Source organism: Helicobacter sp. 10-6591 (assembly GCF_003288805.1).
Lineage (GTDB): Bacteria > Campylobacterota > Campylobacteria > Campylobacterales > Helicobacteraceae > Helicobacter_F.
This window is the reverse complement of the sequence record NZ_NHYK01000008.1, coordinates 1-16,352: the sequence shown is the minus strand read 5'-3', so window position 1 is coordinate 16,352 and position 16,352 is coordinate 1. Positions and strand designations below refer to the sequence as shown.

The 16,352-nt window shown below is 37.6% G+C and carries 17 protein-coding genes; 3 read left to right on the top strand and 14 right to left on the bottom strand.

The window, feature by feature from the left end:
• Positions 1-5: 5 nt before the first annotated feature.
• The 3 genes from hypD to CCY97_RS03720 are packed head-to-tail and all read left to right on the top strand — an operon-like array spanning position 6 to position 2,465.
• Positions 6-1,106, top strand: coding sequence for a hydrogenase formation protein HypD (gene hypD / locus CCY97_RS03730; protein ID WP_112064151.1), 1,101 nt, complete (start codon positions 6-8; stop codon positions 1,104-1,106).
• Positions 1,099-2,121: a hydrogenase expression/formation protein HypE gene (gene hypE / locus CCY97_RS03725; RefSeq protein ID WP_112064150.1), complete on the top strand. Its 1,023-nt coding sequence runs from the start codon at positions 1,099-1,101 to the stop codon at positions 2,119-2,121. Before hypD ends, hypE begins: the two co-directional genes overlap by 8 nt.
• A 2-nt stretch (positions 2,122-2,123) precedes the next feature.
• The gene (locus tag CCY97_RS03720; RefSeq protein WP_112064149.1) at positions 2,124-2,465 is read left to right on the top strand and encodes a hydrogenase maturation nickel metallochaperone HypA; all 342 of its coding nucleotides are present in this window, start codon (positions 2,124-2,126) and stop codon (positions 2,463-2,465) included.
• 11 nt (positions 2,466-2,476) lie between these two features.
• On the opposite strand, the gene pssA is transcribed toward CCY97_RS03720, so the two are convergent.
• The 14 genes from pssA to pth form a co-directional block, all read right to left on the bottom strand.
• Positions 2,477-3,184, bottom strand: coding sequence for a CDP-diacylglycerol--serine O-phosphatidyltransferase (pssA, locus tag CCY97_RS03715; protein ID WP_112064148.1), 708 nt, complete (start codon positions 3,182-3,184; stop codon positions 2,477-2,479).
• Complete coding sequence (locus CCY97_RS03710; protein ID WP_112064147.1) at positions 3,181-3,780, bottom strand: phosphatidylserine decarboxylase; 600 nt, start codon at positions 3,778-3,780, stop codon at positions 3,181-3,183. Before CCY97_RS03710 ends, pssA begins: the two co-directional genes overlap by 4 nt.
• Before the next feature lie 12 nt (positions 3,781-3,792).
• On the bottom strand, positions 3,793-5,703 hold the full coding sequence (gene ftsH, locus CCY97_RS03705) for an ATP-dependent zinc metalloprotease FtsH (RefSeq protein WP_112064146.1): 1,911 nt from the start codon (positions 5,701-5,703) through the stop codon (positions 3,793-3,795).
• A 2-nt stretch (positions 5,704-5,705) separates the two neighbouring features.
• Positions 5,706-6,755 (bottom strand): 50S ribosomal protein L11 methyltransferase, encoded by a 1,050-nt coding sequence (prmA, locus tag CCY97_RS03700; RefSeq protein ID WP_112064145.1) that lies wholly within the window; start codon positions 6,753-6,755, stop codon positions 5,706-5,708.
• 42 nt (positions 6,756-6,797) lie between these two features.
• A complete protein-coding gene (locus CCY97_RS03695) occupies positions 6,798-7,175 on the bottom strand; it encodes a chemotaxis response regulator CheY (RefSeq protein WP_112064144.1) in 378 nt (125 codons plus the stop codon).
• A gap of 54 nt (positions 7,176-7,229) precedes the next feature.
• Complete coding sequence (hisA, locus tag CCY97_RS03690) at positions 7,230-7,964, bottom strand: 1-(5-phosphoribosyl)-5-[(5-phosphoribosylamino)methylideneamino]imidazole-4-carboxamide isomerase (RefSeq protein WP_112064143.1); 735 nt, start codon at positions 7,962-7,964, stop codon at positions 7,230-7,232.
• Position 7,965: 1 nt separating this feature from the next.
• Positions 7,966-9,675 (bottom strand): ATP-binding protein, encoded by a 1,710-nt coding sequence (locus CCY97_RS03685; RefSeq protein ID WP_112064142.1) that lies wholly within the window; start codon positions 9,673-9,675, stop codon positions 7,966-7,968.
• Between the two features lie 10 nt (positions 9,676-9,685).
• A complete protein-coding gene (locus CCY97_RS03680; RefSeq protein ID WP_112064141.1) occupies positions 9,686-10,603 on the bottom strand; it encodes a cation diffusion facilitator family transporter in 918 nt (305 codons plus the stop codon).
• A 22-nt stretch (positions 10,604-10,625) separates the two neighbouring features.
• Positions 10,626-11,429: an enoyl-ACP reductase gene (locus CCY97_RS03675; RefSeq protein WP_258456955.1), complete on the bottom strand. Its 804-nt coding sequence runs from the start codon at positions 11,427-11,429 to the stop codon at positions 10,626-10,628.
• A 75-nt stretch (positions 11,430-11,504) separates the two neighbouring features.
• Complete coding sequence (locus CCY97_RS03670; RefSeq protein ID WP_112064140.1) at positions 11,505-12,107, bottom strand: methyltransferase; 603 nt, start codon at positions 12,105-12,107, stop codon at positions 11,505-11,507.
• An 11-nt stretch (positions 12,108-12,118) separates the two neighbouring features.
• Positions 12,119-12,985, bottom strand: coding sequence for a 4-hydroxy-tetrahydrodipicolinate synthase (gene dapA / locus CCY97_RS03665; RefSeq protein WP_112064209.1), 867 nt, complete (start codon positions 12,983-12,985; stop codon positions 12,119-12,121).
• A gap of 46 nt (positions 12,986-13,031) precedes the next feature.
• Positions 13,032-14,360 (bottom strand): pitrilysin family protein, encoded by a 1,329-nt coding sequence (locus CCY97_RS03660; protein ID WP_181562810.1) that lies wholly within the window; start codon positions 14,358-14,360, stop codon positions 13,032-13,034.
• A complete protein-coding gene (gene pyrD, locus CCY97_RS03655) occupies positions 14,347-15,528 on the bottom strand; it encodes a dihydroorotate dehydrogenase (quinone) (RefSeq protein WP_112064139.1) in 1,182 nt (393 codons plus the stop codon). Before pyrD ends, CCY97_RS03660 begins: the two co-directional genes overlap by 14 nt.
• Before the next feature lie 110 nt (positions 15,529-15,638).
• Positions 15,639-16,262, bottom strand: a complete 624-nt coding sequence (gene pth, locus CCY97_RS03650; protein ID WP_112064138.1) for an aminoacyl-tRNA hydrolase — start codon at positions 16,260-16,262, stop codon at positions 15,639-15,641.
• Positions 16,263-16,352: the final 90 nt, after the last annotated feature.

Below are 16,352 nucleotides of genomic sequence, written 5' to 3'. Positions count from 1 at the left end.
ATGTAATGGATTTGATTAACGATTTTAGAGATAGCGAAAAAATCCGTGCATTAAGCAGATTGATTGTTTCTGAGTCTCGATCCAAGCTCAACATTATGGAAGTGTGCGGAGGGCATACGCATAGTATTATGAAATTTGGCTTGCAAGATATTGTTGGTAAGCATATAGAATTTACTCACGGACCAGGCTGTCCTGTATGTATCATGCCGCGTCTGCGTATAGATGAAGGTATAGAGTTAGCAAAGCAAAAAGACGTGATGTTTTGCACACTTGCAGATATGCTGCGCGTTAAAGGGTCATATATGAGTTTATTGGATTTGCGCGCTCAAGGACAAGAAATAGTCTCTTTATACTCTCCTTTAGATGTAATCAAACTAGCACAAGATAACCCAAGCAAAACAATCATATTTTTTGCTATAGGTTTTGAAACTACTACGCCAATGAGTGCAGTGCTTGTAGAGAGAATCTTAGAGTTGGGACTAAAAAATGTACTTTTGCATATCAATCATGTAAGCGTTCCAGAGCCTATCACAGAGATACTGCAAGATAAAGAATCAAAAATCAATGCCTTACTCGCACCAAGTCATGTAAGTGTGATTACAGGAAGTAAAATCTATGAACCAATCGCACAGAGATTCCATATACCAATTGCAGTGAGTGGATTTGAGCCTGTTGATATTCTAGATTCTGTGCTTAATCTTGTGCGTCAGGCAAATACAAATACACACAATGTCTATAACCAATATGCGCGTGTGGTGAATGAATACGGAAACACAAAGGCACTCAAACTCATTGCAAAATACTTCCAAAAATGCGACTTTGAATGGAGGGGACTTGGTATCATAAAAAACAGTGCATTAGAACTCAAAGACCAATATACGCACTTAGATGCAAGAAAGGCCTATGACCTTAATATAAAAAGCAAAAGCGAAAATAAAGCTTGCATCTGTCCGCAAATACTCAAAGGCTGTGCTAAACCTTTTGATTGCAAGCTTTTTGGGAAAATCTGTAACCCAAAAAACCCAGTAGGAAGCTGCATGGTAAGCAGTGAAGGTGCATGTGCTGCTTATTACAAATATACCAAAAGGACATTGAAATATGGATAGGATTGTGCTTGCTCACGGTGGCGGTGGAGAGGAGATGAATGAGCTCATTAGCAAAATAATCTTTAAGACTTTTGATAATGAAATTTTACTCGCACAAAATGATAGTGCGATTCTACCAGCCTCTGATTTTTTCACACACTCAGTACAAAAGTGTGATACCCAAAAGCTTGCTTTCAGCACAGATAGTTTTGTGGTAAATCCTATTTTTTTTAATGGCGGAGATATTGGCAAACTTGCAGTTTGTGGGAGTATCAATGATCTAGCAATGGTTGGCGCAGAAGCGAAATTTTTGAGCTGTGCTCTTCTCTTAGAAGAAGGATTAGAGATAAAGAGCTTAGAGAAGATTCTCTGCTCTATGAAAGAGCAAGCGCAAAATGCTGGTGTAAAAATCGTATGTGGAGATACTAAAGTATTACCAAAAGGAAGTGCTGATAAGATTTTTATCAATACTTCTTGTATTGGGGCAATCCTACGAGATGGAATCGAAACTGCAAATCTAAAAATCGGTGCAAAGATCCTACTCAGCGGAGATATAGGCAGACATGGTGCAGTAATCCTAGCACATAGGGAGAATCTTATTGTAGATACACAGAGTGATTGCAAAAGTCTAAAAGATGTGACCAAAGCACTCTTAGATTCATCCGTGCGAGTATTATGTATGCGCGACGCTACAAGGGGTGGGATAGCAGCTGTTTTAAATGAATGGGCGAATTTCAAGGGTTATATGCTCAAAGTGTATCAGGATGCTATACCTGTAACACAAGAAGTTTTAGGAATCTGTGAGATTCTTGGCTTTGAACCTTATGATATTGCAAATGAGGGAACTTTCTTGTTGGCGGTAGAAAGAGAGGATGAAGCAAAAGCTCTTGAAATCTTACGAAGATTCCATCCACTAGCAGCGAGTGTAGGCGAAGTAGTAGATGATAGTGAATCTGGGGTTATATTACAGACACTTTACGGAAGCCAAAGGTTTCTTGAACTTCCAAAAGGCGAGCTGCTACCAAGAATCTGCTAGATATGCATGAACTGGCGATAATACAGGATTTACTCAATGTGTGTGAAGAAAATGCACACAAGAATAATGCAAACAAGATTCTAAAGATTGAACTAAAAATCGGTCGCTTAAGTGGAGTGGAAGCACATTATTTGCACCGGGCTTTTGAAGGATTTAAAAGTGAGAAAATGTTTGAAAATGCTGAACTCATCATACATATACAAGATGTAGTCATAAAATGCGAATCCTGTGGGTTTGAAGGTGGTATCAAAAAGAATAGATTTGTTTGTATTGTATGTGGTGGTACACGGCTAAAAGTCATAGATGGAGAGGAGCTTTTGCTTCTGCGTCTAGAAATGGAGTAAAAATTTATACATCAGTTTCTATTATCAGGCTTTAACAAAATCTTTACAAACAAAACACTCCAACGAATAAGACCGTATAACACATATCCGCTCATTAATACACAAAGCACCTCAACAGGCTTTATGAAAGTAATCGCAAGCAGAATCAGAAGCACGCTGAAAGATTTGAGATTCCATTGCATTTTTTTAAAGCTTGGATAACGCACATTGCTCACCATTAAAATACTTATAATAAACGCACCAAGCAACAATAAATACTCATGATGCAAGAGAATCTTATGCTCTAAATCTACTAAAACCCACAAGACAACAAATACTGCAGCAGAAGGGATTGGTAGACCGATAAAAAAGTTTGGCTCAGATACAGTAGTGATATTAAATCTCGCAAGTCTCATTGCTCCAAATATCACAAAAAGTGCAGAAGTTGCTTCCCCAAAACGACCCAAATCATCACCAATATAAAAATACAACAAAATTGCAGGTGCTACGCCAAAGGCTACCACATCAGCTAGAGAATCAAACTCCACACCAAATTTTGAGGAAGTATTTGTAAGCCTTGCGACACGACCATCCAAACCATCTAAAACCATAGAAACCAAAATAAACCAACACGCCATTTTAAAAAGGCCATGAGAAGCGGCCATAATACTTAAGACTCCAAGGAATATACTCCCTGCAGTAAAGAGATTAGGCAAAATATACATAGGGCTTATTTTCATGAGATAAACCCTATCACACTATTAGCGCTAACAACCTTATCGCCAATGCCAATTTTTAACTCACTATCTTTTGGTAAATAGATTTTAGTGATGCCTTTTTTCATATAACCACAACGCTCGCCTATAACAAGATTTGAATCTGCATAAATATTAGAGTTAGTAAAAAATTCAGGAAAAAACTCAAGACAAAAATTTTTCCACTTGAGTGCAAAAGTCTCATTGAGCAATTCCTTCTTGTCCTTCTTAGCACAGCAAAGCGTTACACCACCTCTTTTGCTTAAAGTAGCATGCGAAATATCACATGGTGCTCGCACTACACCCACATCCAAAATACCTGTATAAATCTGCACACATATACTTTGTTCTAAAATATCAATGTTTTTTATCACACCATCAACTGGTGACAGAAAACTTGAATCTTGATCTTTGACTATACGCTCAGGATTACGAAAAATAAAAAGCCAAAGGATAAAACCAACCAAAAATACAAAACTCAAAAATTCTAATTCCAAAAAGGCAAAAGCCAGAAATAAAATCCCTAATACAATACCTCCAAACCAGCCTTCTTTAGCAATGATCTGTATATTTGCATTCATTATCGCCCCTTTTTAAGCATCTTCTTTTTGTATTGCTACAAGACGCGTTTGCATGCCATTTTGTTTTTCATATTCTTCAATAATCTCACGCACTTTTGAACCATCAATCACTTCTTTTTCGAGCAACTCTTTTACCATCTCTTCAATTGCGCCCTTATAAAGACCAAGCGTTTCCTTGACGTATCTATGGCGTTCATCAAGCACTTTTTGTATATAGGAATCCATCTTTTGTGCAGTCTGTTCGCTAAACTCTCGTGTATTGCCACCACCGCCTAAAAAATTACTACGTCTTGTGTAGTCATCTAGGACCATAAGCCCACTGACATCACTCATCCCATAATACACAATCATATTTTTTACGATACCTGTCGCGCGACGCAAATCATCAGATGCACCATTTGAGATTTCACCCAAGAAAACCTCCTCAGCACTACGCCCACCAAGCAATACATCAATCTCGGCAATCATCTCATAACGTTGTTGTAAATGCTTGTTTTCTTCAGGTGTATGTAATGTATAACCCAAAGCACCCATTCCACGTGGGATAATAGAAACCTTATTCACACGATTAGCGCCCTCTGTAAGCTCACCCATCAATGCATGCCCACTCTCGTGATAAGCAACAATTTTCTTTTCTTTTGGCGAGATTCTACGAGATTTTTTTTCTAAGCCTATCATTGTGCGTTCCATTGCTTCTTTGAAGTGCTTTTGGGAAACCTCTTTTTTATTCTCTCGTCCTGCAAGAAGTGCTGCTTCATTGACAATATTCGCCAAATCCGCCCCTGCAAGTCCTGCGCTAAATTTTGCAATCTCTTGTAAATCAACATCACGTGCAAGTTTGACATTCTTAATATGCACTTTGAGAATCTCCACGCGCCCATTAAAATCTGGCGCATCAACAAGCACTTGTCTATCAAATCTCCCCGGACGCAAAAGTGCAGGGTCTAGGATTTCTGGCCGATTGGTAGCAGCTAACACAATAACAGGGGCATTCTCGCTCCCAAACCCATCCATCTCAGCCAAAAGCTGATTGAGTGTCTGCTCTCTTTCATCATTGCCACCTACCATACTACCTGCAGCACGGCTTTTGCCAATAGCATCGATCTCATCGATAAAAATAATACTAGGTGCTTCTTTTTTTGCCATCTCAAACAAATCTCGCACTCTGCTTGCACCAAGTCCTACAAACATTTCAATGAAGCTACTTCCGCTCATTGAAAAAAACGGCACATTTGCCTCACCTGCCACTGCCTTAGCAAGCAAAGTCTTTCCTGTCCCTGGAGGACCTACCAAAAGCACTCCTTTTGGAATCTTCGCTCCCACAGCCGCATAACGTTCAGGGTATTTAAGAAAATCTACAATCTCCACAACCTCTTCTTTTGCCTCTTCGTTGCCTGCCATATCATCAAAGGTTACTTTTGGCTTCTCGGCATTTACAAGCTTTTTAGAGCTGCCAATGCCAAACATACCTCCACCCATAGACTTCTGCATTTTGCTTGCTATAAAAAGCCAAATTGCGATGATTATAAAGATTGGCAAAAGCATATTGATCATATCTGTGAAAAAGTTAGATTCACTAAAGCCGCTATATTCGATCTGTCTCTCTTCTAAGAGTAGAGTTAAGTTGGGATCGGTTACGCGTTTAGCGATATAAAGAATCTTTGGTGTGCTGCTTGAAGACATGGCTTTGATAAGAGTTTGTCCGATGCTTACAGAATCTACTTCTCTGTTTTGGATAAGCTGTTTTAATTCATAATAACTCACTTCTTTGCTTACCACGCCTCCGCTAAAACGTTCACCCAAAATATCACCTGTTGGAGCAAAAAACTTGAACAAAATCATCAACCCAATCACAAGAAGGGCAAAGGTCAGAAATGGATTTTGTCTGAATGGTTTTTTATTGTTTGGATTCTCTTGTGCCATATTCACTCCTTAAAACTTTGCATCTCAAAAGCCACCCACCCATCTTTTTCCAAAGTTTTTAGAATCCTAAATCCTCTGCTAAAACAAGCAATAATTTCGCTTTTATGTTCTAATAAAATTCCAGAGATTATTAAGATTCCATTGGTTTTGAGATGCGTTAAAAAATCCCCATAGAGAGTCTTTAGTGTTATCGTGATAATGTTTGCCACTATAACATTAAAATCTAAACTACCAAGAGAGGCTATACTACCGTGATATAGCCTAAAATCAACACTATTGAGTTGCATATTATGCTTGGTTTGTTCAATGCTTGCAATATCTGTATCACACGCTAGCACATTGGCTCCAAGCTTACTAGCTGCAATACTTAAAATTCCACTCCCACAGCCAACATCAAGCAGACTCGCATCTTTGAGTGTGATTGTGCTTAAAAGCTCAAGACACATTGCTGTGCTAGGATGATGTCCGGAGCCAAAGGCAAGAGCTGGGTCAATAATAATGGGAATGAGATTATTTGCATTGCATGCATGCCAAGATGGTGTTATATGAAATTTGGCACAATCAATAGGTATTACAGAATCTTGATAGATTTTAATCCAATCTTGATTCTGTTTGGTAGTTAAGGAAAATGCTACGCCAACAGGTTGATTAAGTCGTGATTGCAAAAGCATACAAATTTGCTCTAAATGTCCTTGGAGTTTTGAAGGTTGATGTGTGAGATAAAAAACTATTTTTGTTTGTTGAGAATTCTGTATGTCTTTAAAACTGAGAGTTCCGGCAAAATCCCAATGTGCTATTTCATAATCAAACACGCTTTGAGATTCTATAAACTCACAACAAAACCCATTCTGCAAATGCGAGAAAGATGATACGCGATGAGACTCCTCATCTGCAAAATAGTTTTGGATATTTAACTGAGACTGCGTGCAATCAATATCTTTAGAATCCACTTCTACAGGAAACTCATACTCTAGAGTTTCATAAAAAATATTCGCAAAAATCTCGGGATCTATACTTGGATATAAAACGAGTTCAAAATAGGAATCCTGCATTATTAAAAAAAAAAAAAAAGCTTTAAAGATTAAAGCTGGGCATCAACCTTCATTCACACCTAAAACGACTTCAAGTTTCTCTTTCAAAACCTGTGGAGTAAAAGGCTTAACAATATAATTATTTACCCCTGCTTTCAATGCTGTAATAACTTCTGCCTTCCCACCTTCAGTAGTTACCATAATGATAGGAATATCTTTATATCTTTCATCTGCGCGCACTTTTTTTACTAAATTCAATCCATTCATCTCAGGCATATTCCAATCAGTAATAAGGACATTGATACCTCCAGTTCCATCGAGTATCCCCCATGCTTCTAGACCATTTTCAGCTTCTAAAATATCATCATAGCCCAATCGTTGTAATGTGTTTTTTATAATTCTTCTCATCGTCGAGCTATCATCAACTACAAGTAGTTTCAATGTATTCTCCTTAAACATTTGGTTAACGCAAAATAGCCTCGGATTCTAGCACACTTACTTTAGATTTGCTTTAATTGGCTTTTGGGTGTTTTTCAGATACCTTCCTAGATCAATTTTTTGTTCATAAAATGCCTTACCGATAATCACCCCTTTTATAAATGGATTCTTTTCCAGAATTTCAAACTCATGAGTATTTGCAAATCCTCCACTTGCGATTGTGTAGATTCCACTGTTTTTTGCAATACTTTCAGTAAATTGCACATTAATCCCACTTAGCACACCATCTCGCTCAATATCAGTGCAGATAATAGCCTCTATCTTGCTTCCTCGAAATTCCTTAGCAAAATCAAATGCCAAAATTTCACAATTATGCGCCCAACCCTCAATCGCTACTTTGCCATTACGAGAATCAATTCCCACTGCAACAGGATACTTTTGTGCCATGGCCAAAGTGAAATCTCTGTCTTTTAATGCCACTGAACCTAAGATCACGCGCTTTATTCCCATATCTACATATCTTGCTATACACTCTTGGGTGCGGATTCCACCGCCTATTTGTATGTTTAATTTTGTATGCTTGGCAATCTCTTTAATACACTTCAGATTCTCAGGCTCACCTGTAAATGCACCATTCAAATCTACAATATGCAACCACTTTGCACCCATTTCCTCAAACTTCAAAGCAAAATCAATGGGTTTGCCATAAATCTTTGCGTTCTCCATCTGGCCTTTTGAAAGCCTTACTGCGTGTCCATCTTTAAGATCAATAGCAGGATAAATATCAAGCACATTATCTCCTTATAAATCCCATATTTTTACTTCCATCAAAATTCCCGCTTTGTTCTTTTTTGATCTCCTCTTCAAAATCATTTAGACTAAAAAGAAGATTTTCTCTTGCGGCAACCTTATAAGCCGTATTTGTGATTACAAGCTTTATCTGCCCGCCACTTAAATCATATCCGCTTAAGGCTTTAATAATAGATTCTTTAGAATCTGCATATTTGATATTGCGCGGTAGAAGAGACTTCCAAAGCTTTGATCGCTGGGAAATATCAGGTCGTTTGAATTCTATTTTGTAATTGAATCTCCTTGAAAATGCACTGTCAAAATTTTCAACAAGATTTGTCGTAGCGATAATCACACCATCAAAATGCTCAATTTGCTCCAAAAAAATATTTTGCATCTGGTTGTGCATTTTATCTGCGCTACTTGTAGTGCTTCCACGCGATGAAAGAAACTGATCTGCTTCATCAAGCAGTAATATTGGTTCATTCTTTATTTTTTTACAAATATCCTTATAAGTGTCAAAAATCTTGCGAACATTTTTTTCGCTCTCGCCCACGTACATCGAGAGAATCTTGGAGCAATCAAAACTTAAGACTTGTTTTTTTAAGTCTTTTGCTAAAGCCATAGCACTTAGTGTCTTGCCTGTACCCGGAGGTCCAAAAAAGAGAATCTTTGCTTCAATGCTGCGTTTGCTTTTAACACCCCATTGTTTGAGGAGTTTTATCACTCGTGTATCCATTTGGGCTAAAAGGTGATGAAGAATCTCTTTGGTACTTGTATGTAAAATCACAGAATCCAAACCCTGTTTTGGTTCTAATAATTCAAAAATATCCTGGTTTTTTACCAAGGTTTCTAAGCTTATTTTTGTGTTGCGAGTACTTCTTGCACCTTGTGTGATTTCATGCAAAATCTCTTGTGGGATAAAAAACGAACGTGTAATGTTCCCAACATTTGAAATATACTCATCATAATCAAGTAAACCACTAGAGATAAGCTTTGCGTTTTCATTGAGCAATGCGCTGTTGCGCATCCTTTCATATTCATTATTGCTAATAAGTCCTAAAAGCACTCCTGTATCTCTTAACAACTCGGTGTCTTTATTGGAATATTCCTCTTTTAGCACAGCAAAAAAAAGCGTTTGTTCTTTTTGATTTAGCCCTTGGGATTTCAATAATTTTATAATAGGAATCCTCTTGGTAGTGAGCTTCAAACGAGCTTTGATACGATCATTTAGAGATTTTAGTGTATTAAAAAATGCTGAAGGACTTTTAGAAGTGCTGATTTTATAGAGAATATCAATCCGCATAAACTGATCTTGTAGATATTCTAAATCATTGCTATAAGAGCTAATTTTTGGGAGATTGCTCTCAGTCCTACCCTCCATAAGAGTAAAAAAACTGCTTGAAAGCTTCACGCGTTCATTATAAAGCTCAAGCAGGCACTCTTTAGATTCTAAGAAGTCATAGCTACTTTGGTTTATCCAACCCAAATCAATTAAATTGCGTATTTTAGGTAAAACCCAAAGATTCTTTGTGTAATCCTGCTCAAAGAATTTGCTCAAAAATGTTCCTATGAGAATATCACTTTCACCTTCAAAATATTCTTTGAGCATCATACGAAGTATGAGGGCCTCAGATTCATCACATTTCAAATAAACAAACGCTTTGGAATCCGTGATTGTTTGAGCCTGTAAAAAATCCTCCAAAAATTCCATTGTCTCTACCTTAGGCATTGTATTTAAGTACCACATCTTGTTCGTGATCATCATAAGGATCTAGATGGGCATTTATCTCCCATATAAGCTTTGGATTAATCTTGCGAATCTGCTCTTCAATACCATTGCAAATCTGATGGGATTGCAAAAGTGTCATAGCAGAATCAAATACTAAATGCACTTCTAAAAAAATGATATTTCCTGAGATTCTAGTGCGTAGCGCGTGATAGCTAGTAACTGGAGCAGATTCTAAAATACCACGCACCTTATGTAAAATCTCTAAATCTATAGATCTATCAAGTAACAAAAACACACTGTCTCTAATCAGTTTCAATGCATTCAAGCTGATATAAAGAGCTATGAGTAATCCTAAAATAGCATCAAGTTTCTCAAATCCACTCAAATAAATGACTATAAGAGAACAAAGAATCGCGCCATTACTTAGCAAATCGACCTTATAATGCAGGGCATCGGCTTTTAACACTTGGGAATTTGTATGTTTAGACACAATATGCAAAAAGATAACCAAAGCTAGAGTTACACAAAAAGAAAAGATCATGACCCCAAGCGATGAATGTATACTGCCAATACTGTGATTATCTATGAGTTTGCGTACAGAAACATAAAAAATATACAAACCAGAAAAGAAAATAACAAATCCCTCCATGACACTTGCAAGAGATTCTATTTTCCCAAATCCATAGTTAAATCTACTATCTGCTGGTTGCTCAGACTTTCTTAGTGCAAAAAAGTTGAAAATAGAGATTCCCACATCAAGCAAAGAATCTACTGCACTTGCTAGCACTGCTACAGAACCACTTAATAACCCGACTATAAACTTAACTACTGCCAAGCACAATGCTACCAATGTAGCAACGATAGCAGCAAACTTGGGAGTTAGAAGAAGAGAGAAAAGCTTTTGTTTCATCACCTTAATTTTATGAAATAGACTATTTAAAAGTAGTGCCACCATCTATAACAATGGTCTGACCAGTAATCCAAGCACTCTGCGTAGAATCACATAGAAAGAATGCTGCTCCTGCCAGATCCTCTGGAGCTCCCATACGGCCAAGCGGAGATTGCTCCTCTACTTTTGCTTTTACTTCTGCATAATCGGGAAAAGCCCGCAAAGCATCTGTATCAATTGGTCCACCACTTACCGCATTCACGCGGATTCCCCATTCACCAAGCTCTGTGGCAGCATATTTGACTACTGTTTCTACTGCATTTTTAGAATTACCATGTCCAGCGTAATTTGGCATATACACGAGATTCCCTGTTGAACTAAGAGAAATTATTGCACCACCGCCTACTTCTTTCATGCGCTTTGCAGCTTCTTGAGCGCCGACAACAAAAGCGAGTACAGTAGCTGTATAAATATTATTAAGACCTTTGGGTTTTAAACGCATAAATGGCGCAAATCCTCCGACTACACTCCTACCATAAATAATTGCGTTTGAAACAAAAAAATCTACACGACTAAAATCTGCATCAATCTTACTAAAAAGCTCAATATATTGCTCTGGTTCTAAAATATCAAGCGGATAGAATCTTGCCTTGACCTGATATTTGGATTCTATATCTTGGGCTATTTTTTGGGCTTCTTCTTGGTTTTTATTATAAGTAAAAGCGACGTTAACGCCATTTTGTGCAAAGCGATACAAGATAGCCTTACCAATACCCCTTGTAGCACCACTAATAACAAGAGTTTTGCCTTTCATAAAATCCGTCGTATTTTGATTCTTTATCATCATCAACCCCTCTTACTTACCGATATTTCCTTGGATGTGGATTCTAGCAAAATTTCACTAAATTGGCCCCTAGCAGCCTTAAAAGCAACGCCAAAATAGAGGCAATATTCCATAAGAATGTAATATTTCAACACCCAAAATCGCCACTACGCCAATAAACCAATTTATAGCCCGTCTGATTTCTTTGTGTAAAAAGAATGGACGAACTTCTACCTTCTCTGGACAATGAAAATTTGTAAGACTTGGAAAAAATCGTGGGGATTTTGTAAGAAACTCGGCATAACTTTGTCCAAATTTTTGGCTCAAAAACTCTTCCTCACTTAAAATTGTCATACGATAAATCCACAAATACAAAATTGATCCGATCACGATAAGGCTTATCTGGGCTTTGAGTGCAAGGATTCCCACAAAAGCGATAAAGGAAAAAAAATAGAGCGGATTGCGGCAAAGACTGTATGCACCATAATCAATAAAACTCTTGCCATCTGTACCTTCATTTTTCATACCACCAATGAAAACAGTTGCATATATTCTTCCATACACACCCGCAATCACAAGCATCACACCGAGCCCACGAATACAATTTGCTATAAAATCTCCGTAGGCGCTATAGGAGCAAAACATCCATACTATTCCAAATGCACCAAAGATATATTGCAAAATGAAACGATTTAATCTCATTGTTTACTCCCTCAACTTTGTATACGATACTTTTTTAAGACTTGTTCTAAGTACGCAAAGTTTTCTTTCGTAGGTGGTACAAGCGGCAAGCGATATTCCAAACTTTTTAGAAGTCCGCTCAGGTACATCGCGGCTTTGATTGGGATTGGATTACTTTCACAAAAAAGTGCTTTATTGATTGTATAAAGTTGGTTGTTTATGTTTCGACTTTTTGTCATTTCTCCCTGTAATGCCAAATGCGTCAAATCTGCAATTTCTTGGGGCAAAAGATTGCCTGTTACAGATATGACACCTTTGCCTCCGTTTGCGAGAATCGGATAATTTATCGTATCATCACCGCTAAATACGCAAAGCTCTGGCGCATCTGTTGTAAATTCAATCACACGTTCCATTGAACCGCTAGCTTCCTTAATTGCAATAATATTTTTCATTTCTTTAAAAAGCCTAATAGCTGTGGAAACCTCAATGCTTACTCCAGTGCGTGAAGGCACATTATAAAGCACCAGCGGAATCTCCACTGAATGTGCCACCGCTCGATAATGGGCAAAAAGCCCTTCTTGACTTGGTTTATTATAATAAGGACTCACGCATAAAATCGCATCTGCTCCGCACTTTTGTGCAAAAACTGCCAACTCGATGGCCTCACTCGTCGCATTACTTCCAGCACCCGCTAATACCTTAACTCCGCTTCCTTTGCATGTACTTACTGCCAATTCTATACATTCCATATGTTCTTTGTGGTTGAGTGTGGCAGATTCTCCAGTAGTCCCAACTGGTACACAAGCATCCATACCATACTTAATCTGTCTTTTTATAAGCGATTCAAAACTTGCATAATCCACTTTTCCTTGATAAAAAGGCGTTATAAGAGCGCTCATAGCTCCATATATCGTTGTATCTTGCAAAAAACAACTCCTTAAGTCTTTATTTTTTAGTGTGAATTATTGCTGTACTTAGAGAATCTGTCTGAAAATATTTTCTCGCTACGCGTGCAATCTCTTGAATATCTAAGGCCTTAATGTCCTCTTCGAAGCTAAAAAGTGGTGCCAAATCACCTTTAGCCAAATAATCACCAAATACTCTTGCTGTTGAAGCTGCATTTTCAAATCCATAAACAAAAGCTGCTTTGGTATCAATCTTTACTTTTTCTAATTCACTGGATTCTATTTGGCCTTTTTTGATTCGTTCTAGAATCGCGACAATTTCTTCCTTGAGAGTATTTGCATTCACCCCTGGCGTGGCTAATGCCATAATGAAAAATATGCCATCATCCTTAAGCTCCATATTGTAGGCTGAAATACTAGAGGCAAGTTGTTTTTTATCAACAAGATCACTTGCAAAAAGACTGGATTTTCCTCCGCTTAAGATTTTGCTAATCGCGCTTAGAGCGACTTGATCTTTATGTGCAAAATCTGGAATCTTATAGCCCATCGCCAGATAGTCAACCTCGCTCTCTTTCTCTATAACGATGTTACGTTCTTTTATTTGTTTGGGCTCTTGTGGAACAACTTGCGGCACAGAATCTGTCGTATTTTTTATAGACGAAAAATATTTTTTCACATTTGCAAATACGTCTTCAGGTTGTATATCTCCAGTCACTAGTACAATGGCATTTTGTGGTTGGTAATAAAGTTTATGAAAATCTACAATATCCTCTAATTTCCAAGACAAAATATCATCTTTAAAACCTATTGGTGTCCAATGATAAGGATGTGTTTGAAAAGCAGTATTAAAGAACTTAAAATACAAAAACCCAATGGGGTTATTGTCCGTCCGCCATAGGCGCTCTTGGAATACGACATCTCTCTCTGGTTGAAACTCAGAATCTACAAGAGTAAGATTTTGCATAACTTCAGAAAAAAGCTCCAAAGATTTGTCAAGATTCTTGTTTGTGGTCCTTATATAGTACTTCGTATAGTCAAAGCTTGTATAAGCGTTATCAACACCGCCAAAACTTTTCACAATCTCATCAAACTCCCCAGCACGTAGGTTTTTTGTTGATTTGAAATTAAGATGTTCTAGCATATGAGCAATCCCACTTTTCCCTTTTATCTCATTGCGACTACCGACTTTATAAATCACATCCACTTCAATCACTGAGCTTTTGTTATCCAATGGCACAACTACGACTTGCAAGCCATTTTCAAGCACTTGTTCATAATGCTTTGGGATAACTCCAGCGCTCATACATACGCTCATCAAACCTCCTATTATGGCTATTTGTATTATTCTCACCACTCTATATCCTAGTATGATTCCTAGTTTTTGCTCGCCTCTTAGTTTGCAGAGAAGAATCTTGTGTGGAGTTTTTCTTTGTCGGGGTCCTTGAAATTTTAGATTCTATGGGGTTTGTCAGATTTTCGTGTGTTTTTCTGTAATCAGATCCAATAACCTGGCTTATGTGTTCAAAACCATCCTGGGACATAAGACCCAAAATACCTAGATTGATATCTCTTATAAGACCTGGACCCTCATAAATAAGCCCTGTATAAACCTGTATTAAAGATGCACCCATTTTTAGACGTTCATATGCCTCCTGTGCATTGGAAATACCACCCACAGAAATAAGCAATGTCTTACCAAAAAACTCTTTTGTGATTGTTCTAAAAACATCTTTAGCATACTCTCTTAACGCCTCTCCGCTTATACCACCTTCTTCTTTTGAGCCTTGCAAAAGAGAATAATTAGTTGTGGTATTAGTCGCAATGATTCCGCTAACACCATTATCTATAGCTTGTTGTATGACTTCAAGTAGATCTTGTGTATGCATGTCAGGAGAGAGTTTTATAAAAATCGGTTTATCAGTATATGATCGCGCCATATTACACAGCGATCCAATAAATTCTTTGTTTTGCAAATCACGCAACTGAGGTGTATTAGGACTTGAAACATTAAGCACAAAATAATCACCATAAGCAAGCAAACCTTTGAGTGCATTTTCATAATTACGTAAAGAATCATCTTGTGCGATTATTTTATTTTTACCAATATTAATACCCAAAGGCAGGCAGAAAGGAGTGATGCTTTGGAGGTGTTTTGTAACATTTTGCACACCTTGGTTGTTGAAACCCATACAATTTTGCAAGCTTCTTTCTTGCAGGAATCGAAAAATCCTAGGTTTTGGATTCCCACTTTGTGGATTCTGCGTGATTGTGCCAATTTCCAAAAAACCAAAACCAAGTAAGCTTAACCCCCTACACATCGTGGCATTCTTGTCAAAACCTGCAGCTAAACCCACAGGATTGTCAAAGGACAGGTCCAAAAGAGTATTTGCAAGCCTAGAATCCCTTAGCACAAAATTATGTGCCAAAATATCTTGCACAATAGGCAGTACAGCCAAATTACGCAAACAAAATTCAACAACACTATGTGCATTTTCTGGTTGTAATTTCAAAAGCAAGGAACTTATTTTCTCAAGCATCACGCACTCCTCTTTAAATTCTATTCATTCTGTTTGGAAAATTTCGGTCTAGGAGTAAAAACCCTGCATTGTAATAAAAATTATTTAAACTGGGCTTACTCGGGGCTCTCCTAACACAAAGTCTTTTTATGGAAAGCATTTTGCAATTTTACAAAGTCGCATGTTTCTAAAAAAAATTCTACAGCTTCACTTCCATACAAAATAATCTTTTCTAATCTTTGTCTTTCATCGCTTCTAAAATCTTCTAGCACATAATCTATAATATCTTGGGTTCCAGATGCTAAATCCTGCTTTTGTGGCCTGCCAATCCCTAAACGCAACCGCACATATTCATTCCCACAATGAGAATCTAGCGATTTCAAGCCATTATGCCCACCACTTGAGCCACCTTTTTTGATACGCATAGAGCCAAGGGAAATATCAAGATCATCATGTATTACGAGTACATAAGAAAGCGGGATCTTGTAGAAATCACAAAAAGCTTTTACACTTTTTCCAGAATCATTCATATAGGTCTGTGGCTTAAGGAAAAATGCATTGCTACATACATCTTCTCTTATAGAGGCAATCTCTCCGTAAAACTTACTTTCTAGATTCCATACAAGATGGTATTTCGAAGCCAGATAATCTAAAAGAATGAAACCTATATTGTGTCGAGTGTGCTGGTATCTCTTGCCTGGATTCCCAAGCCCTACCACAAGCAGAGGAATTTGCTGCCTATCTAAACCCCTCATTTTGCCTTTATCACACTGACTACTGCAACATTTGGCTTATTGATAACTTTCAGTCCTTCAATACAGGGCAAATCTCTTACAAGAATAGAA